Raw genomic sequence first — 26,567 nt, forward strand, 5'->3', positions numbered from 1 at the left:
AACCGGACGCGACAGCATGATCCTCACCTCCGACGAGCGCAGCCGGGCCTTCCTCGCCGCCGGCCTCTGGGGCACGGCGACCCTCGACGGCATCTTCGACGCCGCGGCCGCCGCCGCGCCCGACGCGCCGGCCTTCGCCGACGGCGGGCCCGAGCCGGTGCCGGGGGCGGCCGCCCGCTACGACCGCGCCGGGGCGATGGCTCGGATCGACGCGCTGGCGGGCTTCTTCGCCGGGATCGGGCTGAAGCCGGACACGGTGGTGGGCGTGCACCTGCCGCCGATGGCCGAGGCGGCGATCGTCGTGCTCGCCGCCTGGCGTGCCGGCCTTGTCGTCGCGCCGCTCGACCTCGGCTGGTCCGACGCCGAGATTTCGGCGGCGATCGATACCGCCGGCATCCGCGCCATCGTCACCGCCTCGATCGTCGACGGGCGTGACTGCGGCAGCCGGATGCGCGACGTCGCCGCCGCGCATTTCGCGATCCGCTTCGTATTCGGCATCGGCGAAGACCTCGCCGACGGGCTGATCGACCTCGGGCTGGTGCTTTCCGACATCACCGGCGAGAGCGCGATGCCGGAGGTGGTGCGCCGCGGCAATCCGGCCGACCACATCGCCGCGCTCTCCTTGGTCCAGCGCGACGGGCGCCTGCTGGTCGTCCCGTCCAGCCACAACCACCTGATCGCCGCCGCGCGCGCCCATGCGGGTGCCGCAGGCATCGAGGCGGGCGCCGCGATCGCCACCACGCTGGCGCCGGCAGGGCTCGCCGGCCTCGCGGGCGGGCTCGCCACGGCGATCACGGTGGCGGGACGGCTCGATTTCCACCACGTCGCGCGCCTCTCCCGCCTCGCCGCCGACTGCGCCGCCAGCCGGCCCGATCATCTGCTGCTGCCCGAGGTGCTCGCCGCCCCGCTCGGCGAGTTCGCAAGCGACACCCTGCCCGCGCTGTCGCTCGTCTCCAGCGGCGTGCAGCCGACCCGCGGCACGGTGCCGGCAGGGGTCCGCGTCGCTGATCTTTCGACGCTCGGCGGCCTGCTGCTGCTGTCGACGCCGCGGAACGGCGAGCGCGCATCGCCGTGGCCGCTGCTGCAACAGGCCGCCTCCCGCCCGGCCGGGCCGGCCGCGCCGTCCGCGGTCGAGATCCTGCTCCGGCCGCGCGTCCGGGCCGGCGACCGGCGCCAGACGGCGGTCACCGGCGACATCCTGCTGCGCGGCGCCCTGGTGCCCGACGCGCCGTGGCCGGAGCCCGCCGCCGGCGGCAGCGGCCTGGTGCTGCCGGTCAACGGCGACGGCCTGCTCCGCACCGGCCTCACCGGCGAGGCGACCGGCGACGGCACCGGGGTGCGCATCGCCGAGCCCGGGCCGGAGGCGATCGTCGTCGCCGGCCAGCGTTTCGAGGCGACCGCGCTCGACGCCCGCTTTGCGACCTTCCCCGGCATGCTCGACGCGGCTGCGTTCGGCGTCGCCGACCCGCTGCTCGGCACCCGCATCGGCCTTGCCTTCGTGCGCCGGCCGGGCGGCGACTGCTCGCCCGAGCGGATCGCGCAGTTCCTCTCCGAAACAGGCGCCGCGGCACTCGAGGCGCCGTCGCTGCTGGTCGAGGTCGACACGATCGCGCGCGGCGGTGACGGCCGGGTGCTGAGCCGCGACGTCTTCCGCGGCTCGATCGCCGCCTGAGGCGACAGACGGCCCTCCCCTCAGCGCCGCCCGAACGGTGACGCGCCCCTTCCCCGACGCAGGCCGCGCGGCGCTGCGTCCAGCGCGGACGATGCCATGACCGCCCCTGCCGTCACCGTCGATGTGTTCAGCGACGTCGTCTGTCCGTGGTGCTTCCTCGGCAAGCGCAACCTCGAAGCGGCGCTGCCGCTGCTCGGCGACCTCGCGGTCGAGGTGCGCTGGCGGCCGTTTCAGCTCGATCCGACGATCCCGCCCGAGGGCAAGGACCGGACGCGCTACATGCTGGACAAGTTCAAGGATCCTGCGCGGATCGAGGCGGCGCACCACCGGCTGGAAACCCTCGGTGCCGATCGCGGCATTGGCTTTGCCTTCGACCGCATCAAGATCGCGCCGAACAGCCTCGACGCGCACCGGCTGATCCGCTGGGCCGCCGAGAGTGGCCGGCAGTCGGAGGTGGTCGAGGGGCTGTTCTCGGCGTTCTTCGAAAAGGGACACGACCTGTCGCTGCCCGAGACGCTGGTCGCCGTCGCCACCGACGCCGGGCTCGATCCCGATGCCGTCGCCGCCGATCTCGCCAGCGACCGCGACGTCGAAGCGGTGCTGGCCGAGATCGCCTATGCGGGCCGGCTCGGCATCACCGGAGTGCCCTGCTACGTGCTCGCCGGCCGCTATGCGGTCTCCGGCGCGCAGCCGCCCGAGGTGCTGGCCGACGCGATCCGGCAGGCGGCGCAGCCCGCCTGAGGATCTCCGGGGCGTCCACGACGGGCGACGCGCTGCGCATTTCTCCGGCGATGCGGGTATGGTCGCGGGAAGCCAGCGGGAGATCCGACGTGCGCCTGATCGACTTCAGTTCCTGGGAAAGCGTGCTGACCACCGTGCTCGGCCTCGCCCTGTTCGCGTTGATCGGTGTCGGCATTCGCGTCCTGATGTTGCTGACGATCCAGCAGCGGCAACAGCGGATGAACCGGCAGATCAACGAGCGCCTGAAGACGCTGATCGCCGCCTACCGGACGCTGGGCGGCTCGTTCACCGGACAGCTCACCGTCAATCCGCTGCATCTTCGCGACCAGCGTGGCGCGCTCGAGGACGGGCAGCCGGCGCCGTCCGATGCGCCCGGTGGCACGACGTCGGACCGGCCGCGCCGGATTCGCGACGCCGTCGAAGCGGCGTTGTCCGATATCCTGCTGCTCGGCACCGAGGAGCATGTGCGCCTTGCCGGGCAAGCCGCGGGCGACATGGCGGCAGGACGGCCGATCCACACGGCGGAACTCGTGATTTCGCTGCGCAACTACATCCGCAAGGCGCTCGATCTCGACCCCATCCCCGAAAGCGTGACGATCCCGCTGCAGGGCCCGACGCGGCCGCAGGCGAGCGGGAGCCGCGGTGGCCGGGGCGACGGGAATCGCGACGGCGGCGGCGGACGCGCCGGAGGTGGGGCTGGCGGAGCCGGCGGCGGTGGTCTCGGACCCGGGATGGGCATGGGCGCCGGCGGCGCGGACGGCCCTGCGACCGGCAGCTAGGACCGGACGCCCGCCGGGGCCGTCATTGACCCGGATCAAAGACGCCGCGGCAGGGATCGGCAGGATGGGCGAGCCAACTCAAGGAGGGCCCTGCCATGCCGATGGAAACCATGATCTTCGTCGCCGGTGTTCTTGCCACCTTCGCACTGTTCGCCGCCGGTCTCGGCTATGCGAGCGTCGTCGCGAACAGCGCAAAGCGCTGACGCCGGCGAGACGTGGCTGACGACGCGCCGGATCGCCTTCTCCCCGGTGCGGGAGAAGGCCCTGCCCCGCCCCGGCTCAGGCCGCCTTCGGCTTCACCTCGTCGACCATCCGCACCAAGCGGACAAGTACCGCGGCGGTGCCCTTGAGGCGCTGGTCGGGGTCGGGCCAGTCGCGCGACAGCACGATCTTGTGGTCGGGGCGGATCTTCGCCAGCACGCCCTGCTCGCCGATGTAGCGCACCAGCGCCGCCGGGTTCTCGAACTGGCCGCCGCGGAAGGCGATGACGATGCCCTTCGGGCCGGTGTCGACCTTCTCGACATTGGCGCGCCGGCACAGCGCCTTGATCAGCACGATCTTCAGGAGATGCTCGACCTCGGTCGGCAACGGGCCGAAGCGGTCGATCAGCTCGGCGCCGAAGGCGTCGATGTCGGCCGTCTCGGTGAGGTCGGCGAGGCGGCGGTAGAGGTCGAGGCGGAGCTGCAGGTCCGGGACGTAGCTGTCCGGGATCATCACCGGCGTGCCGACCGAGATCGTCGGCGACCACTGGTCGTCGGTCAGGCTGTCGTCGCCGGTCTTCAGCGAGGCGACGGCCTCCTCCAGCATCTGCTGGTAGAGCTCGTAGCCGACTTCCTTGATATGGCCGGACTGCTCCTCGCCGACGAGATTGCCGGCGCCGCGCAGGTCGAGGTCGTGGCTGGCGAGCTGGAAGCCCGCGCCGAGCGTATCGAGCGACTGCAGCACGCGCAGCCGCCGCTCCGCCGTCGCGGTCAGCTTGCGCTCGGCCGGCACGGTGAACAGCGCGTAGGCGCGGGTCTTCGAGCGGCCGACGCGGCCCTTCAGCTGATAGAGCTGCGCGAGGCCGAACATGTCGGCGCGGTGGATGATCAGCGTGTTGGCGGTCGGGATGTCGAGGCCGGATTCGACGATCGTCGTCGAGAGCAGCACGTCGAAGCGGCCTTCATAGAAGGCGTTCATGATGTCTTCGAGCTCGGTCGGCGCCATCTGGCCGTGCGCGACGGCGACGCGCACCTCCGGCACGGTGCGCTCGAGGAACTCCCGCTGGGCGGCGAGGTCGGAGACGCGCGGGCAGACGTAGAACGCCTGGCCACCGCGGTAGCGCTCGCGCAACAGCGCCTCTCGGATCACCAGGGGATCGAACGGCGAGACGAAGGTGCGCACCGCGAGGCGGTCGACCGGCGGCGTCGCGATCAGCGACAGCTCGCGCACCCCGGTGAGTGCCAGTTGCAGGGTGCGCGGGATCGGCGTCGCCGACAGCGTCAGCACGTGCACGTCGGACTTCAGCTCCTTCAGCCGCTCCTTGTGCTTCACGCCGAAGTGCTGCTCCTCGTCGATGATCAGCAGGCCGAGGTCGCGGAAGCCGATGCTTTTGGCCAGCAGCGCATGGGTGCCGACGACGATGTCGACGGTGCCGTCCTTCAGGCCCTCGCGGGTGCGGGCGAGGTCCTTGGCGGGCACGAGGCGCGAGGCCTGCTCGACGCGGACGGGCAGGCCGCGGAAGCGCTCGGAGAAGGTCTTGAAGTGCTGGCGTGACAACAGCGTCGTCGGCACCACGACCGCGACCTGCTTGCCCGACAGCGCCGCGACGAAGGCGGCGCGCAGCGCCACCTCGGTCTTGCCGAAGCCGACGTCGCCGCAGACGAGGCGGTCCATCGGCCGGCCCGACTGCAGGTCCTCGATGATCGCCTCGATGGCGTTCAGCTGGTCCTCGGTCTCGTCGTAGGGGAAGCGGGCGGCGAACTCGTCGTAGATGCCCTCGGTCGGCGACAGCACCGGCGCGGTCTTCAGCAGGCGTGCGGCGGCGGTCTTGATCAGCTCGCCCGCGATCTCGCGGATCCGCTTCTTCATCTTCGCCTTGCGCGCCTGCCAGGCGCCGCCGCCGAGGCGGTCGAGCGGGACCTCCTGCTCTTCCGAGCCGAAGCGGGTCAGGAGGTCGATGTTCTCGACCGGCAGGTAGAGCTTGGCTCCCTCGGCGTAGAGGATCTCGAGGCAGTCGTGCGGTGCGCCGGCGGCCTCGATGGTGCGCAGGCCGAGGAAGCGGCCGATGCCGTGGTCGACGTGGACGACGAGGTCGCCTTCCGAGAGGCTCGCGACCTCGGTCAGCGCGTTCTTCGCCTTCTTGCGCCGGGCGCCGCGCACGAGGCGGTCGCCGAGCACGTCCTGCTCGCCGACGATCACCACCTGGTCGGTCTCGAAGCCCGATTCGATGCCGAGCACGGCGAGGCCGAGGACGTGGGTCGGCAGCGCCAGCGCCGCGTCCAGCGTCGCGACCGGATCGGCCTTCTGCACGCCGTGGTCGGCGATCACCTGCGCGAGGCGCTCGCGCGAGCCCTCGGACCAGCAGGCGAGCACGATGCGCTTGCCGCGGTCGCGCACCTCGCGGAAATGCTTCACCAGCGCGTCGAAGACGTTGACGTCGCCGGTGGCGCGCTCGGCGGCAAAGCTGCGGCCCTGCTTGCCGCCGAAGTCGAGGATCATCGTGCCGGTGTCGGGCACCTGGAACGGCGTCAGCCGCGCCACTTCGCGCGCCGCGAACACCGCCTTGATCTCGTCGGGGCCGAGATAGAGCCCGGCCGGGTCGACGGGCTTGTAGGGCGCAGCCCCGGTCTGGCCGGATCTCAGCGCCTCGGCGCGCGCCTCGTAGTGATCGCGCACCGTGGTCAGCCGCTCGCCCATCGCCTCTTCGGCGAGCGGATCGAGCACGTATGGCGCGCCGGCGGTGTAATGGAACAGCGTTTCCAGCCCGTCGTGGAACAGCGGCAGCCAGTGCTCGACGCCGGCATAGCGCCGGCCCTCGCTCACCGCCTCGTAGAGCGGATCGTCGCGCGTCGCGCCGCCGAAACGGGTGATGTAGGCCTGGCGGAAATGCTTGATCGACGCCGGCGTCAGCGTCACCTCGCTCATCGGCACGAGGTCGACGCGGCGGAGCTGGCCGATGGTGCGCTGGCTCTCGGGATCGAAGCTGCGGATCGATTCCAGCGTGTCGCCGAAGAAGTCGAGGCGCAGCGGGGCGTCGGTGCCGGGGGCGAACAGGTCGACGATGCCGCCGCGCACGGCGTATTCGCCGGTGTCGCGTACGGTGGAGACGCGGGCAAAACCGTTGTCCTCGAGCCAGCCGGTCAGCCGGCCCATGTCGACGCGGTTGCCCGGCGCGGCGCTGAGCCCTTGCGCGGCGGCGATGGACCGGGGCACGACGCGCTGCACGAGGGCGTTCGAGGTCGTCAGCAACACGAAGGGCTTTTCGCCCTCCTGCATCGCGGCGAGGCGCGACAGGGTCGTCATGCGCCGCGCGACGAGGGCCGGGGTCGGCGAGACGCGGTCGTAGGGCAGACAGTCCCAGGCCGGAAACTCGACCACCTCCATGCCGGGGGCGGCGAAGGCGAGCACGCGGGCCGTCTGCGCCAGCCGCTCGCCGTCGCGCGCGACGAAGACGGCGCGCAGGCCGCCGCCGCTGCCGAGCAGCCGCGCCAGCGCCATCGCCTCGGCGCCGTCCGGCACGTTGGCGACGATCAGGCTGCGGAACTCCTCGAAGAGGTCTCGGGCGTCGGACAAGCGGGTTCTCTTCCGTACCGGTCAGGGCGCAGCGCGCCGTCAGCCGTTGTTCAGCGGGTTCTCGACGTGGAAGCGGCGCAGCGCCGCCAGCATCGGCCCGTCGTGCTCGGGCGGCACCGGCTTGGTGCCGATGAACCAGGCGTGCAGGTCGGCGTCCTGGGCTTCCATCAGGTGTTCGAGGGCGTCGATCTCGGCGTCGTCGAACGTGCCGAGCTTGGCGTCGGCGAAGCGGCCGAGCACCAGGTCCATCTCGCGCATGCCGCGATGCCAGGCGCGGAACAGCAGCCGTCGCCGCCGCGGCGGCAGGTCGGCCGATGAAAGTGTCGATCCCGTCATCACTACCTCGTCGCCGGCCGTATCAGGGGTCACACCGGCCCCTGCGATCCGACCGCGCTTTCTAGATCAAGAGTGCCTCGCCTGTACATGGGGCGCGCGGCCAGCCGGTTCGCGGGCCGGCGGGAAGAAATGGCTTTTCCAGCACTTCTACTCAAATGCGATGCAATCCCGAAAGCGCCCGGCAAGTGCGTCCGCGCTAGTCTCAGGCGGGCTGGGGACAAAGGAAGATCATTTGACTCGGGCCGTATCGTTCCTCGTCACGTCGGCGGCTGGGGGGCTTCTGTTCACGCTCTTCGGCTGGTTCGGCATCGTGCTGAGCCGCGAGGTCGGCGTCGTCGCCGTGCTCTGGCCGGCGAACGGCGTGCTGATCGTGATGGTCGCGATGCTCGGGGCGCGCTCGCTGCTGCCCGCCGTGACCGGGCAGTTTCTCGCCAACATCCTGATGCAGTTCGCTTATGGCGACGCGCCGACCATCGCGTTCGGGCTCGCGGCCGCCAACGCGGCGGAGACGGCGACCGCGGCGTTCGTTCTGCTGCGCTGGCGTGAGTGGACACCCCCCATCGCCACTCCGGCCCAGCTCGGCATCGTGCTGGTGGCGGTCACTGCCGGAGCCGCGATCGGGGCGCTGATCGGCGGCCCCGTGCTGGCGACGGCCTTCGGCATGGAGTTGTACACCGGCGTCGCGACCTGGTTCGCCACCGATATCATCAGTGCCCTAATGGTCGTTCCTGCTCTCCTCGCCATCGACGGCCGCAAGGTAACGGCGTTCCTCGCGGCGCCCCGGTGGGCCATCGATCGCAAGTTCGCCGTCGATCTCGGCATCGGCGGTGCGCTGCTGCTGCTCGCCTACCTCAACATGGACGCGCCGATCACGCCGGTGGTCGAGACCTTTGCGCTGCCGCTGCTGTGGATGTCGCTCCGGGTCGGGCTGCTCGGCACCACGGCGATGGCGTCGATCGTCGGCCTGCTGGTGACGATGCGCATGAACGCCGGCGGCGTCGAACTGGTGCCGGGGCTCTCCGCCGGAACCGGCGTGCAGCAGGCGCAGATGGTGCTGGTGCTGATCACGCTGCCGTCGCTGTTCGCCGCGGCGGCGGTCGAGAACGCCAGCCGGCTCTATCATCGTCTCGCGGCGAAGGAACGCCAGCTCGCCCTCGCGCTCGACGGCGCCAACGAGGGGCTGTGGGACTGGAACCTCGACACCGACGAGGTCTTCTTCAGCGACCGGTTTCATTCGATCGTCGGCTACGCCCCCGGCGAGCTGCCGGGGCACGTCTCGACCTGGCACCGGCTGAGCCTGCCGGAGGACAAGGAGAAGATAAAGCTCGTCATGGCCGAGCACTTCGGCGGGCGCCTGCCGACCTACCAGGCCGAGCAGCGGCTGCGGCACAAGGACGGGCGCTGGATCTGGGTGCTCGACCGCGGCAAGGTCGTCGACTGGGATGCTTCGGGCCGGCCGCTGCGGATGGTCGGCACCCTGTCCGACATCTCCTATCGCAAGTCGCTCGAGGCCGAGCTGACCGAACGCGCCAACGTCGACGCGCTCACCGGCGTCTTCAACCGCGCCTATCTCGAACGGGCCGTGGCCGAGCGCTTCGAGCGCGGGCTGGTGCCGTTCCACATGCTGCTGATCGACCTCGACAATTTCAAACCCGTCAACGACACCTTCGGCCATGCGACCGGCGACGGCGTGCTCGTCACCGCCGCGCGGCGCCTGCGCGACATGGTGCGCGGCAACGACGTCGTCGCCCGGCTCGGCGGCGACGAGTTCGCGGTGCTCTTGGAGCCCGACGCGCAGGTCTCGCCGATGACGGTCGCCTCCCGCGTCATCCAGCGGCTCAGCCAGCCGATCGCGCTCGAGGACGAGGAACTGCGCCTCGGCGCCAGCATCGGCATCGCCTCGGCGCCGGCCGACGGATCGTCGTTCACGGCGATCTACCGGGCGGCCGACGCGCGGCTCTACGACATCAAGCGGGCGACCGCAGAGCGGAAGTCGCCGGAACGCTCCGGCACACGCTGACCAGCCCCCTTGCCGGCCCCGGCTGCCGTCTCACGAGACGAGCGGTTCTCCGCCCGCCGCCACCGCGTCGACGCCGCGTTGCAGCAGCGCGAGCGCCGCGGCCGCGATCCCCGCGCGGTCCTCGACCGCGCGCCCGTCGATCGCGGTGACCGGCGTCACCAGCCGCAGTGAATTGGTCGAGAACACCGCGCTCGCCGCGGCGAGGTCGGCGGGGGACAGGCTGCGCTCGGCGACGGCCAGACCGGCGATGCGGCCGGCGGCGAGCAGTTCGGCGCGGGCGATGCCGGGCAGCACGCCGTCTTCCACCGGCGGCGTCGCGAGGACGCCGTCCACCACCGCGAAGAGGTTGCCGGCGCTGGTGCAGGCGACCCGCCCCGCGGTGTTGAGGAGCAGCGCGTCACCGGCCCCGGCGTCCACCGCCTCGGCGAGTGCGAGCACATTGTCCATGTAGGCGAGCGACTTGACCCGCGAGAGCGGCGACTGCTCGTTGCGGCGGATCGCGGACGTTGCAAGCGTGACCGGACGGAAGACGAGGCCGGTGTCGAAGGGCGCGATGCTGCCGAACACCGTCGGCTGCGGCACGGCGGGAAGCGCGAGGCCGCGGGCACCGGCGCCGCGGGTGACGGTGACCCGCAGCGCCGCCCGGCCGGGCTCCGTCGCGGCGAGCGCGAGGACCGCCGCCCGCACCTCGTCCAGCGGGGCCGCGAAGCGCAGTACGGCGGCGCCGGCGGCGAGACGGCCAAGGTGCTCGTCCAGCCGGTGCGGCCGGCCACGGGCGACGAGGATCGTCTCGAACAGCCCGTCGGCGAGGGTGAGGCCGCGGTCGCCGGCGGCGATCGCCAGCAGCGGCCCGTCCTGCAACCGGCCGTCCGCCCAGATCACGACCGCCCCGTGGTCAGGCTGAGGAAGTTCGCGAGCATGGCGTGCCCGCTCTCGGTGAGGATCGATTCGGGGTGGAACTGCACGCCGAAGGTCGGATGCTCGCGGTGCTGCAGCCCCATGATCTCGCCGTCTTCCGAGCGGGCGGTGACGGCGAGCGGGCCGTCTGGATCGTCGATTTCGACGATCAGCGAATGATAGCGGCCGACGCGGAGCGGGTTGGGCAGGCCGTCGAAGATGCCGTGGCCGTCGTGGGTGATCATCGAGGCGCGGCCGTGCAGCGGCCGCTGCGCCCTGACGACGCGGCCGCCGAAGACGTCGCCGATGCACTGGTGGCCGAGGCAGATGCCGAGGATCGGCACGGTGCCCGACATCGCCTCCAGCAACGGCGACGAGATGCCGGCCTCCTTCGGCGTGCACGGCCCCGGCGACAGCACAATGGCGCGCGGCTTCATCGCCGCGACCTCGGCGACGGTGACCGCGTCGTTGCGCAGCACGACGGTCTCCTCGCCGAGCTCGCGCAGGTAGCGCGCGACGTTGGCGACGAAGGAATCATAGTTGTCGACGACGACGATCACGAGGCCGTCCCTCCCGCCGCGTCGGTCGCCGGCGGGCGGAACGCCTCGAACAGGCGCGCCCCCTTCGCCAGCGTCTCCTCGTATTCCGCCGCGGGTTCCGACAATGCCGTGATGCCGCCGCCGGCGTGGAAGGTCGCGAGGCGGCCGCGGAAGGTCACGGTGCGGATCGCGATGCTGGTGTCGGAATTGCCGTCGAAGCCGAAGTAGCCGATCGAGCCGCAGTAGACGCCGCGGCCGTGCCGCTCGATTTCGGCGATGATCTCCATGGCGCGGATCTTCGGCGCGCCGGTGATCGAGCCGCCGGGGAACGCGGCCTTCAAGAGGTCGGTCACCCCCTGCCCGTCCTCGAGGATGCCCGAGACGACCGAGACGAGATGGTGCACCGAGGCATAGGTCTCGAGGCCGCACAGCGCCGGCACGTGCACGGTGTGCGGCCGGCAGACGCGCGAGAGATCGTTGCGCAGCAGGTCGACGATCATGATGTTCTCGGCGCGGTCCTTCTCCGAGGCGAGCAGTGCCTCGGCGATGCGCGCGTCCTCGGCCGGGTCCGGCGAGCGCTTGGCGGTGCCTTTGATCGGCCGGGTCTCGACGCGGCCGTCATAGACCTGCACGAAGCGCTCGGGCGACGAGGAGGCGACGACGAGGTCGCCATAGTCGAGGAAGGCGCCGAAGGTCGCGGCGTTGACGCTGCGCAGGCGCTGGTAGAAGGCGAAGGGGTCGAAGCCTTCGGGCAGGTCGGCGGCGAAGCGCTGCGCGATGTTCGCCTGGAAGATGTCGCCGGCGAGGATGTACTCGATGGTGCGGGCGATCGCCGCCTCATAGGCCGGCCGCTCGAAGTTGGAGCGCCAGTCGAGCACGGCGGTGGCGGCGCCGGCGAGCGGTGCCGGCGGCTCGGCGAGGCGCTGGCGGAACAGCTTGGCGCGGTCGATGGCGCGGTAGGCGCGTGGCAGCGGATCGATCTCCGGCCAACCGGTCGAGAACAGCCAGCTGCGTTTTTCGCGGTGGTCGAAGGCGAGCACCACGTCATAGAAGTGCAGTTCGAACTCGGGCACGCCGGTCTCGGGCAGCTCCGGCTCCGGCAGGCGTTCGAGGCGGGCGCCGAAATCATAGGAGACGAAGCCCGCGGCGCCGCCCTGGAACGGCGGCAGGCCGAGGCGTTTCGGCTGGCGATAGAGCTCCAGCTTCTCCTTCAGCACATCGAGCGGATGGCCCTCGACCGGCTCGCCGTTCCACGTCGTCCGGCCGGCGACGGATTTCAGCGTCGCGAACGGATCGGCGGCCACGAACGAGAAGCGCCCGAGCGTCGGGTGGCTCATCGCGCTGTCGAGGAAGGTGAGGTTCGGCATTCCGCGCAGGCGGGCGGCGACGTCAGCCGGGTCGCGGGCGTCGATTTCGCTGACGTGCATCGTGACTGTTCGTCCCGGTTTTCGGCGCCGCGGCACGGGGGATGCCGGCCGGATGGTCCGCTATCCCATGCCTTTCCACGCCTGTCGAGAGGACGGCGGGTCGCGGTGCGCCGGCCCGGGTCAGCGGGGCTCCGGCGGGCTCCGGAAAGCCTCGTCGACCGGCACCTGCAGCGCCGTCACCATGCGGTTGGTCTCCGACGCCATGCCGACGACGGCGACGAGTTCCATGATCTCGGCCTCGCTGACGCCCTTGGCGCGGGCCGCCGCCGTGTGCGAGCGGATGCAGTATTCGCAGCCGTTGGCGATCGAGACGGCGACGTAGATCAGTTCCTTGGTGCGCGGGTCGAGGGCGCCCGGCGCCATCACGACCTTGATGCTCTCCCAGGTGCGTTGCAGCAGCGCCGGGTCGTGCGCCAGCGCGCGCCAGAAGTTGTTGACGAAGTCGGTGTTGCGGACGGCGCGGATATCGGCGAACACCGCGGCCGCCTCCGGCGAGAGCTGGTCGTCGGAGAGGATCGTGACGATCGACATGGGGCTTGCTCCTCGGGTGGGTCGGCGGTCGTCACCGGGGCCGGGCGTGCCCGCGAAGGCGCCGCAGCGGCCGCCGGCCCTGCCGGGCGAACGGCCGCTGCGGAGGTCTCACCCGATCAGCCGATGGCGATGGCGCGGGTCGGGCCGCCGGTGCCGCCGCGGAACTTCGGTGCGCCGACGATCAGCGTCGCGCCCTTCGCCGGCAGGGCGGCGAGGTTCGATGCGCCTTCGAGGCCCCAGCGGCCGGAGGGAAGCCAGGCGTAGTGGGTGGCGAAGTCCGGCGACGGGCCGAAATCGAGCGACAGCGTGTCGACGGCGATGCCCACCGCCTCGCCGCTCTCGATCAGCGCCTGCACCGCCTCGACGTGGAAGCCGGGGAAATGCATCGCCTTCTTGTCGTCGGCGTTGCGGAACTTCGGCGTATCGACGAAGGCGTCCCAGCCGGACAGCATGGCGACGCAGGCGCCCTGCGGCAGCGGGCCGTTGGCGTCGGTCCAGGCCTTGAGGTCTTCGGGGGTCAGCTGCGCGTCGGCGTTGGCGGCGGCCTTCTCACGGATATCGATGATGACGAGCGGCGCGACCAGCTTCTCGACCGGGATCTCGGCGACGCTGTCGCCATCGGCGGAGAAGTGCAGCGGCGCGTCGAGGTGGGTGCCGGTGTGCTCGTTGACGCGAATTTCGAACAGGTTGAAGCCGTTCTTCGAGAACTCGAACTTCTGTTCGGGGAAAAACTGCTGCTCGCCGAAGAAGGTCGGGAAATCGGGGTGCAGTTCATGGGTGAGATCAACCGGCTTTCCGGTGATCGACAGGCTCTGGGCGGCGGCCGGCAGGGCGCCGAGCGGCGCCACGGCGCCAGCAGCCGCGACCGCGGCGGCCCCACGGAAGAAGGAGCGGCGCGACAGCATCCGTTCCTTGACGGTTTCCACGACGCAATGATGGCACATGCCCCGAACCCCTTCCGACACAAGGGCGCCCCCGCGGCGCCTCGAGGTCAGTTTTTCTCAAGCGCGTCGTCCGCACAAGCGCCGTAAAAGTCGGGAATCTTGCGCATGCGCTTGACGCGCGGGTGCGCCCGCGCCATCGATCGCCGCAACGAGAGAACGGCTTTCCGCCCTGCGACGCGGTCGGCCCAGTCCACGGTGACCCATGTCTGCAGAGCTTATCCCCGCGGTGGCCGAACCCGCCGCCGCGCCGAAGATCTCCTTTGTCAGCCTCGGCTGCCCGAAGGCGCTGGTCGATTCCGAGCGGATCATCACGCACCTGCGCTCGGAGGGCTACGAGATCGGCCGCAAGCACGACGGCGCCGACGTCGTCATCGTCAACACCTGCGGCTTCCTCGACAGCGCCAAAGCCGAGAGCCTCGCAGCGATCGGCGACGCGATGAAGGAGAACGGGCGCGTCATCGTTACCGGCTGCATGGGCGCCGAGCCCGAGCAGATCCGCGAGCGCTTCCCGGACGTTCTGGCGATCACCGGGCCGCAGGCCTACGAGAGCGTGATGAGCGCCGTGCACCAGGCGGTGCCGCCGCAGCACGATCCCTTCGTCGATCTCGTGCCGCCGCAGGGCATCAAGCTGACGCCGCGCCACTATGCTTATCTCAAGATTTCAGAGGGTTGCAACAATCGGTGCACCTTCTGCATCATCCCCAAGCTGCGCGGCGACCTCGTCTCGCGGCCGGTGGTCGACGTGCTGCGCGAGGCGGAGAAGCTGGTGAAGGCGGGCGTTCGCGAGTTGCTCGTGATCAGCCAGGACACGTCGGCCTACGGCGTCGACATCCGCTACCAGCCGGGGATCTGGCAGGAGCGCGAGGTGCGTGCGCGGTTCTACGACCTCGCCCGCGAACTCGGCGACATGGGCGTCTGGGTGCGCCTGCACTACGTCTACCCCTATCCGCACGTCGACGAGGTGATCGAGCTGATGGCGGCCGGCAAGGTGTTGCCCTACCTCGACATTCCGTTCCAGCACGCCTCGCCGACGGTGCTGAAATCCATGCGCCGCCCGGCGCACCAGGAGAAGACCGCAGCACGCATCGCGAAGTGGCGCTCGATCTGCCCCGACCTCGCGGTGCGCTCGACCTTCATCGTCGGCTTCCCCGGCGAGACCGAGCAGGACTTCGAGGAATTGCTCGCCTGGCTGACCGAGGCGAAGCTGGAGCGGGTCGGCTGCTTCAAATACGAGCCGGTCGATGGTGCCACCGCCAACGACCTCGGCCTCCCCGCCGTGCCGGAGGAGGTCAAGGAGCGCCGCTGGCACCGGTTCATGGCGCACCAGCAGGCGATCTCGGCCAAGATCCTGAAGGGCCGCGTCGGGCGCCGCGTCAAGGTGATCGTCGACGAGACCTCCGGCACCTCCGCCAAGGGCCGCACCCAGTGGGACGCGCCGGAGATCGACGGCGCCATCCACCTTGTCAGCCGCCGCCCGATCCGCGCCGGCGAGATCGTGACGGCGAAGATCGACGCGGCGGACGCCTACGACCTGCACGGCACCGTCGTCTGATCGTCGCGGCCGACAGCCGAACGATAGCCGACGCATGAGAAGACCTCCTGGTGCAGCGGACACCGTCCGCCCGACTGCTGCCCAGGAGAACCCCATGAAAACGCTCGTTACCGCCGCCGTCCTCGCCTCCGCCCTGCTCACCGCGCCCGCCTCCGCCGGCGGCGACTGCACGACGGAGCCGAAGGACAAGTGGATGTCGGAAGAGGCCATGAAGGCGAAAGCCGCCGAGCTCGGCTACGAGAAGATCAAGGTCTTCAAGGTGAGCGGCACCTGCTACGAGATCTACGGCTGGAACAAGGAAGGCAAGAAGGCCGAGGTGTACTTCAACCCGGTCACCGGCGACGTCGTCGAAGCCGAGATCGACTGACGAGGCGCCCTGCCCCCTTTACCGAGAATCGAAACGGCCACCATCTCGGTGGCCGTTTTCGTTTGGAGGGGTGAGAGTATCGCGCGGCTGCCCGGTCGGGTGAATGGCGGGGACCGAGGCACCCGGCCTCGTCCTTCGAGACGGCCCGTCCCGGGCCTCCTCAGGATGAGGCCTACGAGGGATTTTCTCGTTTGATTGCAGAGGATTATCCTTTTTCCTCATCCAGAGGAAGGCGCAACGCGCCTGTCTCGAAGGGCGAGGGAAAAGCCGAGGCGTCGTCCCCTTTGGCCCCTAACGCGCTGGACCAATGTTGCTTCCGGACCGGCCTCTACTCGCGATCAGGCTGTGCCGGAGGGGACAGCCGTGTCAGCCCGTGGCGGCGGGCCGGCAGCTCGCCGCGAGGTCGTAGGCACGGTCGTAGAGGCTGGTCTTCACCGCCATCAGGCCGAGCAGCGTGTGAAACAGCGCATCGTGGCTGGTCGGCTGCTGCGCGTGCTCGGCGAGGCAGGCGCGGTCGAGGCCGCTGGTCGTCGCGAAGGCGTCGGAGACCCACATCACCATCGGCACGGTCTTCTGCACGTCGGGCGCGATGGCATAGGGCATGCCGTGCAGGAAGAGGCCATATTCGCCGAGCGACTCGCCGTGGTCGGAGACGTAGAGCATCGCGGTGTCGCGGTCGGTGCGCGCCTTCAGGAAGGCGATCGTTTCGGCGAGGAAATGGTCGGTGTAGCGCAGCGCGTTGTCGTAGCTGTTCACCACCGCCTCGACCGGACAGCTGCCGAGGTCGCCGGTATCGCAGGTCGGCGTGAACACGCGGTCGGCGTTGCGGTAGCGCTCGAAGTAGGCCGGGCCGTGATTGCCGAGCTGGTGCAGCAGCACGATCATGTCGCCCGGCACGGCATCGATGCGGGCACCGAGACCCTGCAGCATGATCTCGTCGAGGCAGCGCCCGTCGCGGCAGATCGCGGGGTCGCCCTCGCCCGGCATCTGCTCGGCCGCGAGCCCGTCGCAGACGCCCTTGCAGCCCGACTGGTTATCGCGCCACAGCACGTCGATGCCGGCGTGGTCGAGCACGTTGAGCACCGACTCGTGCGAGCGGATCGCGTCCTCGTCATAGGCGCGCCGGCCGTAGGGCGAGAACATGCACGGCAGCGAGACCTCGGTCGCGGTGCCGCAGGAACCGACGGCGGGGAAGTTGACGACGTCCGGCATCGCGGCGAGCTCCGGTGTCGTCTGGCGGGCATAGCCGTTGAGGCCCCAGTTGGCGGCGCGAGCGGTTTCGCCGACCACGAACACCAGCAGCCGGGGCCTCCGCCCTTCGGCAGCCGGCGTCGCCGCCGTGGCGTCGCGGCCGATCGCGGTCTTTGCAACGGTCGCGTCCCGCCCGTCGTCCGCCAGCGCCTTGCCGGTCGCGACCAGCACGCTCACCGGCACCAGCATGTGGTGGGTTTCCTTGTGGTTGCGCGATGTCGCGAAGATGTCCTTGGAGAACGGCAGGCCGGCGACGAGGATGACGGCGAGCGTCGCGGCGATCCAGAGCAGCCGGCGCCGCAGCGCCGTGCCGATCGGCGCCTTGCACACCGGCGTCAGCCACATCACCACGATCGGCAGGCCCGCATAGGCGGCGAGCGCCATGAACAGGCCAGGCGTCAGCAACTCGCCGGCTTCCTTGTGGTCGGTATGGACCACCGCCCGCATCATCGCCGTGTCGAACACCGTGCCGTAGTGCGCCATGTAGTAGGCCGGCACCGGGCTGATCGCGATCAACAGCGTGAGCAGCGGCTTCACCGTCCAGCGGTTGGCCAGCACCAGCAGGATGAGCAGGTGCAGACCGGCGAGGACCGTGACCGTGGCGGCGATGAAGCCGACGTCATAGAGGCTGGTGACGTCGCGCCCTTCGAGGAAGCGGGCGAGGAAGCCGCGATTCGATCCGAACACCAGCAGCAGCGTGGCGGCGAGCGCGATCAGTTCCACCGAGACGGCCGGGAGGGTGAAGCGGGCGGCGGGGCGCGCGGCCGGCGCGGAGTCGAACGTGGACATCGTGATGAGAGCCTTTGAACGGGAGGCGCATCGGGACCGGACGTCGGCGGTCCCGGCGACGTCCGGTCCCCCGCGGAGCCGGTTGGGTCCGATCTCTCGCTGGCGCATCCCTAGATCGTCCGGTTCGGCTGTCGTTTCCCTGTCGAAGCCGGCTTCCGCTCCACCCACGGCGGACAGCCGGTCGACAGTGCCCCTGCGCCAAGGTCTGCCGATGTTTGCCGGCACCGCCGGCATCGGCGCGGGAGGCCAATGTGATCGAGCAGGAACGGTTCGAAGCGACGACGGTCAGGGTATGGGACCCCGTCGTCCGCATTTTTCACTGGACGATGGTTACAGGCTGCGTCCTCAACCTTTTCGTCCTCGACGACGGCAAGTCGGCGCATCGCTACGTCGGTTACACCTTGGCGGCGGCGCTCGCGGTGCGGCTGGTCTGGGGCTTTGCCGGCACGCGCCACGCGCGGTTCTCGGATTTCGTGGCCGGCCCGCGGACGACCGCCGCGTATCTTTCCGCGCTCGTGCGCGGCGAGGAACCGCGCTACATCGGGCACAACCCGGCCGCGGCCGTGATGATGCTGACGCTGATGGCGCTGGTCGCCGCGACCGCGACGACCGGCTGGATGAGCGGCCTCGACGCCTTCTGGGGCGAAGAATGGCTGGAAGAGCTGCATGGTGCGCTCGCCAACGGCATCATGGTTCTCGCGGGCCTGCACGCGATTGCCGCGCTTTTCGAATCGTGGCGCCATCGCGAGAACCTCGTCTGGTCGATGGTGACCGGACGCAAACGCGCCTGAGGCGGACGGCACATGCGATTGCTTCTGGTCGAGGACAGCGCGCGGCTGGCGGAACTGCTGCGTGAACGCGTGCACGAGGCCGGCTGGCGGCTCGACCACGTCGCCAGCATCGCCGACGCCGAAGAGGCGGTCCGCGGCACGGAGCACGATCTCCTGCTGCTCGATCTCGGCCTGCCCGACGGCGACGGCCTCGATCTCATCCGCCGGCTGCGCCGTTCCGGCGTCACCACGCCGATCCTGATCCTGACGGCGCGCGGCAGCGTCGACGAACGAATCGCGGGGCTCGACGCCGGGGCCGACGACTATCTGGTGAAGCCGTTCAACCACGGCGAGTTCCTCGCGCGCTGCCGGGCGATGCTGCGGCGGACGCCGCAGGCGGCCGCGCCGGTGCTGGCGGTCGGCGGCCTCAGCTACGATCCGGCGACGGCGCGGTTCGGCACCGCGGCCGAGGAGATCCACCTGCCGCCGCGCGAGCGCGCGCTCGCCGAGGTGCTGATGCGCGAAGCGGGGCGCGTCGTGCCGAAGCGCAAGCTGGAGGCGACCCTTTCCGAATACGGCGAGGAGCTTTCGACCAATGCGCTGGAACTCGCGGTGTCGCGGCTGCGCAAGCGGCTCGACGGCATCGACACCGGCATCGCCATCGAGACCATCCGCGGGGTCGGCTACATGCTGCGCAGCCTTTCGCCATGAGCGGCGATCCTACCGAAGCCGCCGCTGCGATGGGCCGTGACCGGCGCCAGCGATCACCGTCGCTGCTGCGGATCGTCGCCCTCCGCATCCTCCTGTTCGGCATGCTGGCGATGGGGATCGAGGTCGCGATCGTCTTTGCGGAATACTGGTTCGACGATCCGAACCTCGGCCGCAGCCTCATCGAGATCGAGGCCGAAGCCCTGGCGCACGGCCTCGTCGAACGCGACGGTCGCCTCGCCTACGTGCTGCCGGCCGATGCCCGGACGCGCTACCGGACCGGTGGCCCCGACCTCGACGAGGACGGCGGCCAGGGCTATTTCGCCCGGATCCGCACCCTCGACGGCACCGTGCTGTTCTCCAACTGCGGCGAGGAATGCACCGAGCATTTCCTGCCGCTGACGGTGAACCCGCCCTCGTTCTGGCAACGGTCACTCTCGCCCGGCAAGCCGCTCGATGTCGTCGGCGGGCAGTCGGTCGACATCGGCGGCCGGCGTGTCGCGATCGAACTCGCCGTCCTGCGCGATCCCGATCACCGGGTGCTGCAGGTGATCCTGCACGAGGTGTTCGACCACATGGTCGTGCCGATGACGCTGATGCTGACGCTCGTCATCGGCGCCTCGATCTGGTCGGTGCGCTCGGCGCTGCGGCCGGTCGCCGCCGCGGCGCGGCAGGCGGAGCTGATCGATCCGCGCGATGCCGGCGCGCGGATCCCGACTGCGGGCATGCCGCGCGAGGTCGCGGTGCTGGCGGCCGCCGTCAACCGGGCATTCGGGCGCGTCGGCGAGGTGATCCGCGGCCAGAGCCTGTTCGCGTCGGCGATCGCGCACGAGATCCGCACGCCGGTGGCGATCGTGAAGCTCGAACTCGAGCACATCGACCATCCGCGGGCGAAGAAGGCGCTCGCCGATCTCGACGGCCTGACCCATGTGCTGGAGCAGCTCACCGCCCTCGCGCGCCTCGACGCCGTCGACGTCGGCGCCATGCGGCCAGTGGCGCTGGGCGAGCTCAGCGCCGCGACCATCGAATCCATGGCGCCCTATGTCTACGACCGCGGCAAGACCATCACGCTGGTCGACCGCGGCGGCGGCGAGGTGCGGGCGATCGCCGGGCTGATCGAGAACCTGATTCGCAATCTCGTTGAAAACGCCGTCCGCCACACCCCGCCCGGCACCGCCATCACCGTCACCGTGGGTCCCGGCCCGGAACTATCCGTCGCCGACGACGGCCCCGGCCTGCCGGACGACGAGCCGATCGATCTTGGCCACGAGGCAGTGTTGAAGCGGGCCGGCGGGCTCGGCATCGGCCGCAAGATCGTGCAGCGCATCGCCGAGATCCACGGTGCGACCCTCGAAACGACGTCGAGCCGGGCGGCCGGCACCTGCGTCCGGCTGGTCTTCCCGGTGGTCTGACAGCACGGCGGCGTCGGCCTCCCTGTCTTCGCATCGCCCCGGCCGGGCCCGTGTGCAAGGCACAAAAATTCTTCCGCGCCGCCCTTGCGATGCCTCCGGGCCCATCCCACCTCAAACCCGCGGGCCGGGCCCCTCTGACAGCGCATGTCCCTTGCTGGGGCTGGCGACGTGATGTCGGACCGCATCGAGTGAGCTCGATGTCAGGGTCCGTGCCGTCTGCCGCCACCTTTGCGTCGGGCTCCTTCACCGGATGAGGGAGCAAATGCAGCAATTTTTCGTTCAGGACATTCTCGGCCAACCGCTCTGGATGTGGCTCGGCTTTGCCGGCCTCGTCGGCGCCCTTCTCGCTTTCGATCTCGGCGTGCTTCACCGCAAAACACGCGAGATCGCCGTGCGTGAGAGCCTGATGCTCTCCGCCTTCTACATCGTCCTCGGTCTCGGCTTCGGCGGCTTCGTCTGGTTGCAGCTCGGGGCGGAGTCGGCCGCCGAGTACATCACCGGCTTCGTGGTCGAGAAGAGCCTCGCGATGGACAACGTGTTCGTCATCGCGATCATCTTCGCGTTCTTCGCCATCCCGCGCGAGCTGCAGCACCGCGTCTTGTTCTGGGGCATCCTCGGCGTCATCGTGCTGCGCGCGCTGATGATCGGCTTCGGCGCGGTCATCGTCAGCGAATTTGCCTGGGTGCTCTACGTCTTCGCCGCGTTCCTGATCTTCACCGGCATCAAGATGCTGGTCTGGCATGAAGGCGAAACCGACCTTGCCGGCAATCCGCTGCTGCGCTTCCTGCGCCGCCACCTCAACGTCACCGACAACCTGCACGGTGACCGCTTCTTCGTGCGGCAGCAGAACACGGAGACGGGCAAGGTGAAAATCTTCGTCACGCCGCTGTTCCTGGCGCTGGTGTTCATCGAGATCGCCGACGTGATCTTCGCGGTGGACTCGATCCCGGCGATCTTCGCGATCACCACGGACCCGTACATCGTCTACACCTCGAACATCTTCGCGATCCTCGGCCTGCGTGCGCTCTATTTCGCGCTCGCCGCGATCCTGCACCGCTTCCGCTACCTGAAGCCGGCGCTGGCGATCCTGCTGGTGTTCATCGGCTCCAAGGTGTTCGTGGCCGACCTGCTCGGCTGGCAGAAGTTCCCGGCCGAGTGGTCGCTCGGCATCACCGTCGCGATCCTCGCCATCGGCGTCGGCGTGTCACTCTGGCGCACCCGGTCGGATGCGAAGACGCTGCGCACCGACGCGGCCTGACGGTTCACCACGCGAAGAAGGACGGCCGGCCCCGCGGGGCCGGCCGTTTTCGGTTCAGCGGGCGCGCTGGTTGAACAGCACCTTCTGCGCTTCCTTGTCGTCGGCGAGGTTCATCTGCTCCTCGGGCGGCGCGGCGATCGCCATGCCCTTCTCCACCGCTGGCCGGGCCAGCATCCGCTCGTACCAGGCCTTCACGTTCGGAAACTCGGCGAGGTCGATGCCCTGGCGCTCATAGGGCTTCACCCAGCCGACGATCGCCATGTCGGCGATCGAATAGTCGCCGGCGACCCATTCCTTGCCTTCGAGCTGGCGGTCGAGCACGCCGTAGAGGCGGTGCGTCTCGTCGCGGTAGCGCATGATCGCATAGGGGATCTTCTCGGGCGCATACTGCGAGAAGTGGTGGTTCTGGCCGAGCATCGGGCCGAAGCCGCCCATCTGCCACATCAGCCACTTCTCGACCTCGACCCGGCCGCGTTCGTCGGCGGGCAGGAAGCGGCCGTGCTTGCGGGCGAGGTAGAGCATGATTGCGCCCGATTCGAAGATGGCGATCGGCGTGCCGTCCGGACCGTCGGGATCGACGATCGCCGGCATCTTGTTGTTCGGCGAGATCGCCAGGAACTCGGGCTTGAACTGGTCGCCCTTGCCGATGCGGACGAAGTGGACGTCGTAAGGCAGGCCGAGCTCTTCGAGCAGGATCGAGATCTTCCAGCCGTTGGGCGTCGGCCAGTAATAGAGATCGATCGGCTTGGCGGTATCTGACATGGGGAGGAAACTCCGGTGACGGAGAGCCGCCGGGAGGCGGCCGCGGGGATGACAACGAAATACCCAGTTGGCCCCGCCGCGCAAGCCGCCCACGCCTCACGCCCCCGTGATGCCGGCAGGCAGGACGGCGCTGCCGCGCGCCGCGAAATCCGCTATCACCGCGCCAGCCGCGCCCTCCGGAGACCGCCGCGCCGATGCCGCTTGTTCACGTCACCGACCCGGCCGATCCGCGGGTCGCGCCCTATCTCGACATCCGCGACCGCGATCTCGCCGGGCACGGCGGCTTCTTCGTCGCCGAGGGCGAGGTCGTGGTGCGCCAGCTCGTCACGGCGTCGCGGTTCCGGCCGCACTCGCTGCTGCTCGCCGAGAAGCGCGTCGCGGCGCTCACCGATGTCATCGCCGCGTTGCCGGCCAGCGTCCCGGTGTTCGTCGCGGCGCAGGCGGTGATGGACCGTATCGTCGGCTTCCCGATTCACCGCGGGATCCTCGGCCTCGGGCTGCGCGGCGCCGCGCCGCTTGCAGCCGACCTGATCGCCGCCGCACCGCCCGTCATTGTCTGCGCCGCCGGCATCGCCAACCACGACAACATCGGCGGCATCTTCCGCAACGCGGCCGCCTTCGGCGCCGGCGCCGTGCTGATCGACGGGGCGAGCTGCGATCCGCTCTACCGCAAGGCGATCCGGGTCTCGGTCGGCGCCGCGCTCAGGGTGCCGTTCGCGCGAGTCGAGAGTGTCGCGGCGATGCTCGACCTGCTGGAGGCCGCCGACTACCGGGTGGTTGGGCTGTCGCCTGCCGGGTCGCTGCCGCTGGCGCGGCTGGTTCCGCCGCCGCGGGTCGCGCTGCTGCTCGGCAGCGAGGGACCGGGCCTGCCGGCGGACGTGCTCGCCCGGACGATGGCGGTGCGGATCGACATGTCGGGCGGGTTCGACAGCCTCAACGTCGCGACGACCAGCGGCATCGCGCTCTATCACCTGACCCGTGCCGGGGTCTGACCGGGCGGCACGCGGCACGGCTGCCGGGGCGTCAGCGGGCGCGGGTGATGCGCTCGATTTCGGCGCGCACCATGCGGTCGACGAGCCCGGGCAGGTTCTCGTCCAGCCATGCCTTGAGCATCGGCCGCAGCATGTCGGCGACGAGGTCTTCGATGGTGCGGGGATGGCTCGCCAGCAAGGTCGTGGTGAGCGAGCCGAAGGCGGCCTGGATCGAGGCATCGACTTCGGGCGACAGCAGCCGGTCGCCGGCGGGCTCCGCCGGCCGGGCCTGGCGCGGCGGCAACGGCGGCGGCAGCGGAGCCGGCTCGTCCTCTTCCTCCTCGACCGCCATCGCGGCGAAATCGTCCTCCGGTTCCGGAGCGAGCATTTCGTCGGGCTCCGCCTCCGCGAAGGGATCCGGATCGGCGAAGGCGACGTCGGCGAGGTCGGGATCGAAGCCCTCGACGATGCCGAGGTCGTCGTCGGTGACGGCGAACTCTTCGGTGAGTTCGAGCACGTCGTCGGCCGTATCCTCGGTGTCGTTGCCGGCGCTCGCGAACAGGCGGTCGAGGTCGTCCTCGGAGACGGTGTCGTCCTCGTCGGCGGGAGGTGGCGGCGGTGGCGGTGCCTTGGCGGCGACGGGGGCGGCCGGCGGCGGCGCGGGCCGTTCGGGGGCCGCGGCCTTCGGGGCGGGGGCTGGCGCGGCGGTCGGCGCCGGACCGTCGTCGGCGATGATCCGGCGGATCGAAGCCAGGATCTCCTCCATCGACGGTTCCTGGGATGCACCCGCCTTCGCCATCGTCCACCCTCTTCCGCGCTTCGGCCCCGCGCCGCGCTGCCGAAGCCGCCGCGACGGCGACCGCGCAACGCCGCGCGATTCGCACCAGTTTCCGAAGTATAGGCGGAGCGGGCCGCAACGCGAATGCCACTCGGCGTGCCACCGGCGACTTATCCCCGGAAGCAGGCCCGCGGCGGGCGCCCTGCCGGCGATGAGGGCCGGCCCGTCCCGCTCACGCGCGCTGATGGCGCAGCTGGCTTCCCGTCAGGATACCGGCGCCGGCCTGCCTGCTTCCGTCAGTCGGTGCCGCCGGAGGTCAGCGGCCGTCGGGCGTGCGCAGGCCGCCCCACTTGTCGCGAACCTGCTTGTAGTGCGTCTCGGGCTTGTAGGCGGCGACCTTGAGGCCGAGCTTCGTCGAGGACAGCTGGCCGACGGTGGAGAGCACGGTGTAGCCGGCGACGACGATGTCGCGCTGCGCCTGCACCTGCGAAACCTGCGCGTCGACGAGATCGGTCTGGGCGTTGAGCACGTCGAGCGTCGTGCGCTGGCCGACGCGCTGCTCGTCGATCACGCCCTCGAGGGCGAGGCGGTTGGCATCGACCTGCGACCGCGCGGCAATCGCCTGCGCCCGGGACGCCTCCAGCCCACCCCAGGCGGCGACGACCGCGGCCTGCACCTGATCGCGGGTCGCGTCGACCTCGATCATGCGCTGGCCGTAGGTTTCCTTCGCCTGGCGCACGCTGGAATAGACCGAGCCGCCCTCGTAGATCGGGATGGTGATCTGGCCGACGATCTCGCCGCTGGTGCCGCCGACCGACGACGTGTCGCCGCCGACCCACGAGCGCTGTGCCGTCGCCTGCAGCGAGATGGTCGGCAGCAGTTCGCCCTCGATCACCTTGACGTTGTAGGCGGCCACATCGGCCGAGTGGACCGACGCGATGATCGCCGGGTGGTCCTTGCGGCCGCGTGCCAGCGCTTCCTCGAACGACTTCGGCAGCAGCTTGTCGATGACGCGGCCGGGCTGCAGGTTGCGCGGATCGCGGCCGATGATCTGGCGATAGACGCCGCGGCTCGACTGCACGTTGGCGCGGGCGAGGCTGAGCGCCGACGAGGCGGCGGCGAGCGCGGCATCGGACTGGGCGACGTCGGTGCGGGTGCCCTCGCCGACCTGGAAGCGATCGCGCGCCGCTCGGACCTGCTCGTTGAGGAAGGTGATGTTGCTCTCGCGCAGGTTGACGATCGCCTCGTCACGAATGACGTTCATGTAGGCTTCGACCGCGTCGAGCAGCACGTTCTGTTCGGTGTTGCGCAGGCTTTCGCGTGCGGCACGCACCGAGGCCTCGGCAGCCTGCACCGAGTTTTCTGTGCGGAAGCCGCGGAAGATCGGCTGGGTGATCGTGATGCCGACGCCGGCCTGGCGCGATTCGCGGCTGCCGCTCACCGAACCCGACGGGTTGAGCACCGACGCGCTGCCCGAAATGTTGGCGGTGATCTGCGGCCGGTAGCCCGACAGCGCTTGCGGCACCGATTCGTCGGTCGCCCGGGTCGAGGCCCGGGCGGCGTTCAACGTCGGGTTGTTCGAATAGGCTGCGGACAGCGCCTCGAGCAGGGACTCAGCCGAAGCTGCGACCGGAGCGAGCAGCGCGGCGAGCGCGACCGAAATGGAGAGTATCCGTCTCGCGTGCAACGTCTCACCTCTTCCGTCGTGAATCATCGGGAGCCGGCAACGCCGGCGACGCCCCTGAGGACGCTCTTGGAGATCGAGCGGTACCCAGCACGGATGAGAAAGTAAACTGTCCGGACGGTTTTTGGCGTGGACGGCGCCGGGTCGATCGCAGATTGCGCCCCAACTATGGCAACCGGGCAACAGCTGCCGGGTCGGCGCGCCGGTTTGATGCAGAATGCAAAGGGACGCCGTCGGTCCTCTTCACCGCGCCTTGCACAAGGAAACCATCACAAACAATTGATTCAAATGACGCAATTTCGTTCGGCGCGGCGCGTTTTGCCACGAGGCGGCGGTCGAGCTGCCGGCAGCAGCAAGGGATCGGGCGCTGCTCCCGTCAAAGGACGCCCCTCGCCGTCGTCATCCCGCGAAAGCGGGGATCCACGTCGCAGGAGGCGTGGAGGACGTCGGAGACCCATCACCCCGCGGCGCTTTGGATCCCCGCTTTCGCGGGGATGACGGACGGAAAGGTTGAGTGACCAAGCGACTCGCGCAAGGCGCGGCGGCGTCACGTCGAGCGGCCCACCCTGCCCCGCCACACCGCAGAAACGTGTGTCGTCTCGTGC

The 26,567-nt window shown here is 70.1% G+C and carries 22 protein-coding genes; 11 read left to right on the plus strand and 11 right to left on the minus strand.

The annotated features are described in order from the left end of the window. Nucleotides 1–16 precede the first annotated feature (16 nt). From I5731_RS18055 to I5731_RS18065, 3 genes are all read left to right on the plus strand, one after another. On the plus strand, nt 17–1,672 hold the full coding sequence (locus I5731_RS18055) for an AMP-binding protein (RefSeq protein ID WP_197312811.1): 1,656 nt from the start codon (nt 17–19) through the stop codon (nt 1,670–1,672). A gap of 96 nt (nt 1,673–1,768) precedes the next feature. After that, a complete protein-coding gene (locus I5731_RS18060; RefSeq protein WP_197312812.1) occupies nt 1,769–2,413 on the plus strand; it encodes a DsbA family oxidoreductase in 645 nt (214 codons plus the stop codon). 89 nt (nt 2,414–2,502) lie between these two features. Further along, nucleotides 2,503–3,192 (plus strand): hypothetical protein, encoded by a 690-nt coding sequence (locus I5731_RS18065; protein WP_328839152.1) that lies wholly within the window; start codon nt 2,503–2,505, stop codon nt 3,190–3,192. Nucleotides 3,193–3,471: 279 nt separating this feature from the next. On the opposite strand, the gene mfd is transcribed toward I5731_RS18065, so the two are convergent. Both mfd and I5731_RS18075 read right to left on the minus strand, forming a co-directional pair. Beyond that, entirely contained in the window at nt 3,472–6,966 is a 3,495-nt protein-coding gene (mfd, locus tag I5731_RS18070) for a transcription-repair coupling factor (RefSeq protein WP_235981897.1), read from the minus strand. Between the two features lie 39 nt (nt 6,967–7,005). Further along, nucleotides 7,006–7,302 (minus strand): FAD assembly factor SdhE, encoded by a 297-nt coding sequence (locus I5731_RS18075; RefSeq protein WP_197312814.1) that lies wholly within the window; start codon nt 7,300–7,302, stop codon nt 7,006–7,008. Between the two features lie 232 nt (nt 7,303–7,534). On the opposite strand from I5731_RS18075, the gene I5731_RS18080 reads away from it, so the two are divergent. After that, nucleotides 7,535–9,322, plus strand: a complete 1,788-nt coding sequence (locus I5731_RS18080; protein ID WP_197312815.1) for a diguanylate cyclase — start codon at nt 7,535–7,537, stop codon at nt 9,320–9,322. Between the two features lie 30 nt (nt 9,323–9,352). Here the strand turns inward: I5731_RS18080 and I5731_RS18085 are convergent, their stop codons facing one another. The 5 genes from I5731_RS18085 to I5731_RS18105 all read right to left on the minus strand — a co-directional run bounded on the left by I5731_RS18085 (nt 9,353) and on the right by I5731_RS18105 (nt 13,660). Further along, nucleotides 9,353–10,204 carry an aminotransferase class IV gene (locus tag I5731_RS18085; protein WP_197312816.1) on the minus strand — a complete coding sequence of 284 codons (852 nt, stop codon included), beginning with the start codon at nt 10,202–10,204 and terminating at the stop codon, nt 9,353–9,355. Continuing rightward, nucleotides 10,201–10,779 carry an anthranilate synthase component II gene (locus I5731_RS18090; RefSeq protein WP_197312817.1) on the minus strand — a complete coding sequence of 193 codons (579 nt, stop codon included), beginning with the start codon at nt 10,777–10,779 and terminating at the stop codon, nt 10,201–10,203. The genes I5731_RS18085 and I5731_RS18090 overlap by 4 nt, the downstream gene beginning before the upstream one ends. Continuing rightward, a complete protein-coding gene (gene pabB / locus I5731_RS18095) occupies nt 10,776–12,185 on the minus strand; it encodes an aminodeoxychorismate synthase component I (protein ID WP_197312818.1) in 1,410 nt (469 codons plus the stop codon). The genes I5731_RS18090 and pabB overlap by 4 nt, the downstream gene beginning before the upstream one ends. A 120-nt stretch (nt 12,186–12,305) precedes the next feature. After that, nucleotides 12,306–12,716 carry a carboxymuconolactone decarboxylase family protein gene (locus I5731_RS18100; protein WP_197312819.1) on the minus strand — a complete coding sequence of 137 codons (411 nt, stop codon included), beginning with the start codon at nt 12,714–12,716 and terminating at the stop codon, nt 12,306–12,308. A 116-nt stretch (nt 12,717–12,832) separates the two neighbouring features. Then, nucleotides 12,833–13,660, minus strand: a complete 828-nt coding sequence (locus tag I5731_RS18105; protein ID WP_197312820.1) for a cyclase family protein — start codon at nt 13,658–13,660, stop codon at nt 12,833–12,835. 202 nt (nt 13,661–13,862) lie between these two features. Between I5731_RS18105 and rimO the strand changes: the two genes are divergently transcribed. Further along, nucleotides 13,863–15,212, plus strand: coding sequence for a 30S ribosomal protein S12 methylthiotransferase RimO (gene rimO / locus I5731_RS18110; RefSeq protein ID WP_197312821.1), 1,350 nt, complete (start codon nt 13,863–13,865; stop codon nt 15,210–15,212). Nucleotides 15,213–15,306: 94 nt separating this feature from the next. After that, complete coding sequence (locus I5731_RS18115) at nt 15,307–15,579, plus strand: PepSY domain-containing protein (RefSeq protein ID WP_197312822.1); 273 nt, start codon at nt 15,307–15,309, stop codon at nt 15,577–15,579. Between the two features lie 366 nt (nt 15,580–15,945). On the opposite strand, the gene I5731_RS18120 is transcribed toward I5731_RS18115, so the two are convergent. Then, nucleotides 15,946–17,619 carry a phosphoethanolamine transferase gene (locus I5731_RS18120; protein ID WP_197312823.1) on the minus strand — a complete coding sequence of 558 codons (1,674 nt, stop codon included), beginning with the start codon at nt 17,617–17,619 and terminating at the stop codon, nt 15,946–15,948. Between the two features lie 251 nt (nt 17,620–17,870). Between I5731_RS18120 and I5731_RS18125 the strand changes: the two genes are divergently transcribed. The 4 genes from I5731_RS18125 (at nt 17,871) to I5731_RS18140 (ending at nt 21,767) form a co-directional block, all read left to right on the plus strand. Then, nucleotides 17,871–18,410, plus strand: a complete 540-nt coding sequence (locus tag I5731_RS18125; protein WP_328839159.1) for a cytochrome b/b6 domain-containing protein — start codon at nt 17,871–17,873, stop codon at nt 18,408–18,410. A 12-nt stretch (nt 18,411–18,422) separates the two neighbouring features. After that, nucleotides 18,423–19,100, plus strand: a complete 678-nt coding sequence (locus I5731_RS18130) for a response regulator (protein ID WP_197312824.1) — start codon at nt 18,423–18,425, stop codon at nt 19,098–19,100. Then, nucleotides 19,097–20,509 (plus strand): ATP-binding protein, encoded by a 1,413-nt coding sequence (locus I5731_RS18135; protein ID WP_235981898.1) that lies wholly within the window; start codon nt 19,097–19,099, stop codon nt 20,507–20,509. The genes I5731_RS18130 and I5731_RS18135 overlap by 4 nt, the downstream gene beginning before the upstream one ends. A gap of 262 nt (nt 20,510–20,771) precedes the next feature. Further along, nucleotides 20,772–21,767, plus strand: a complete 996-nt coding sequence (locus I5731_RS18140; RefSeq protein WP_197312825.1) for a TerC family protein — start codon at nt 20,772–20,774, stop codon at nt 21,765–21,767. A gap of 54 nt (nt 21,768–21,821) precedes the next feature. On the opposite strand, the gene I5731_RS18145 is transcribed toward I5731_RS18140, so the two are convergent. Beyond that, nucleotides 21,822–22,529 (minus strand): glutathione S-transferase N-terminal domain-containing protein, encoded by a 708-nt coding sequence (locus I5731_RS18145; RefSeq protein WP_197312826.1) that lies wholly within the window; start codon nt 22,527–22,529, stop codon nt 21,822–21,824. Nucleotides 22,530–22,723: 194 nt separating this feature from the next. On the opposite strand from I5731_RS18145, the gene I5731_RS18150 reads away from it, so the two are divergent. After that, nucleotides 22,724–23,521 carry a TrmH family RNA methyltransferase gene (locus tag I5731_RS18150; protein WP_197312827.1) on the plus strand — a complete coding sequence of 266 codons (798 nt, stop codon included), beginning with the start codon at nt 22,724–22,726 and terminating at the stop codon, nt 23,519–23,521. A gap of 31 nt (nt 23,522–23,552) precedes the next feature. Here the strand turns inward: I5731_RS18150 and I5731_RS20065 are convergent, their stop codons facing one another. Both I5731_RS20065 and I5731_RS18160 read right to left on the minus strand, forming a co-directional pair. Further along, complete coding sequence (locus I5731_RS20065) at nt 23,553–24,266, minus strand: PopZ family protein (RefSeq protein ID WP_328839163.1); 714 nt, start codon at nt 24,264–24,266, stop codon at nt 23,553–23,555. Between the two features lie 328 nt (nt 24,267–24,594). Further along, nucleotides 24,595–25,965: a TolC family outer membrane protein gene (locus tag I5731_RS18160; protein WP_235981899.1), complete on the minus strand. Its 1,371-nt coding sequence runs from the start codon at nt 25,963–25,965 to the stop codon at nt 24,595–24,597. Between the last annotated feature and the right edge of the window lie 602 nt (nt 25,966–26,567).

Source organism: Methylobrevis albus (genome assembly GCF_015904235.1).
Lineage (GTDB): Bacteria > Pseudomonadota > Alphaproteobacteria > Rhizobiales > Pleomorphomonadaceae > Methylobrevis_A > Methylobrevis_A albus.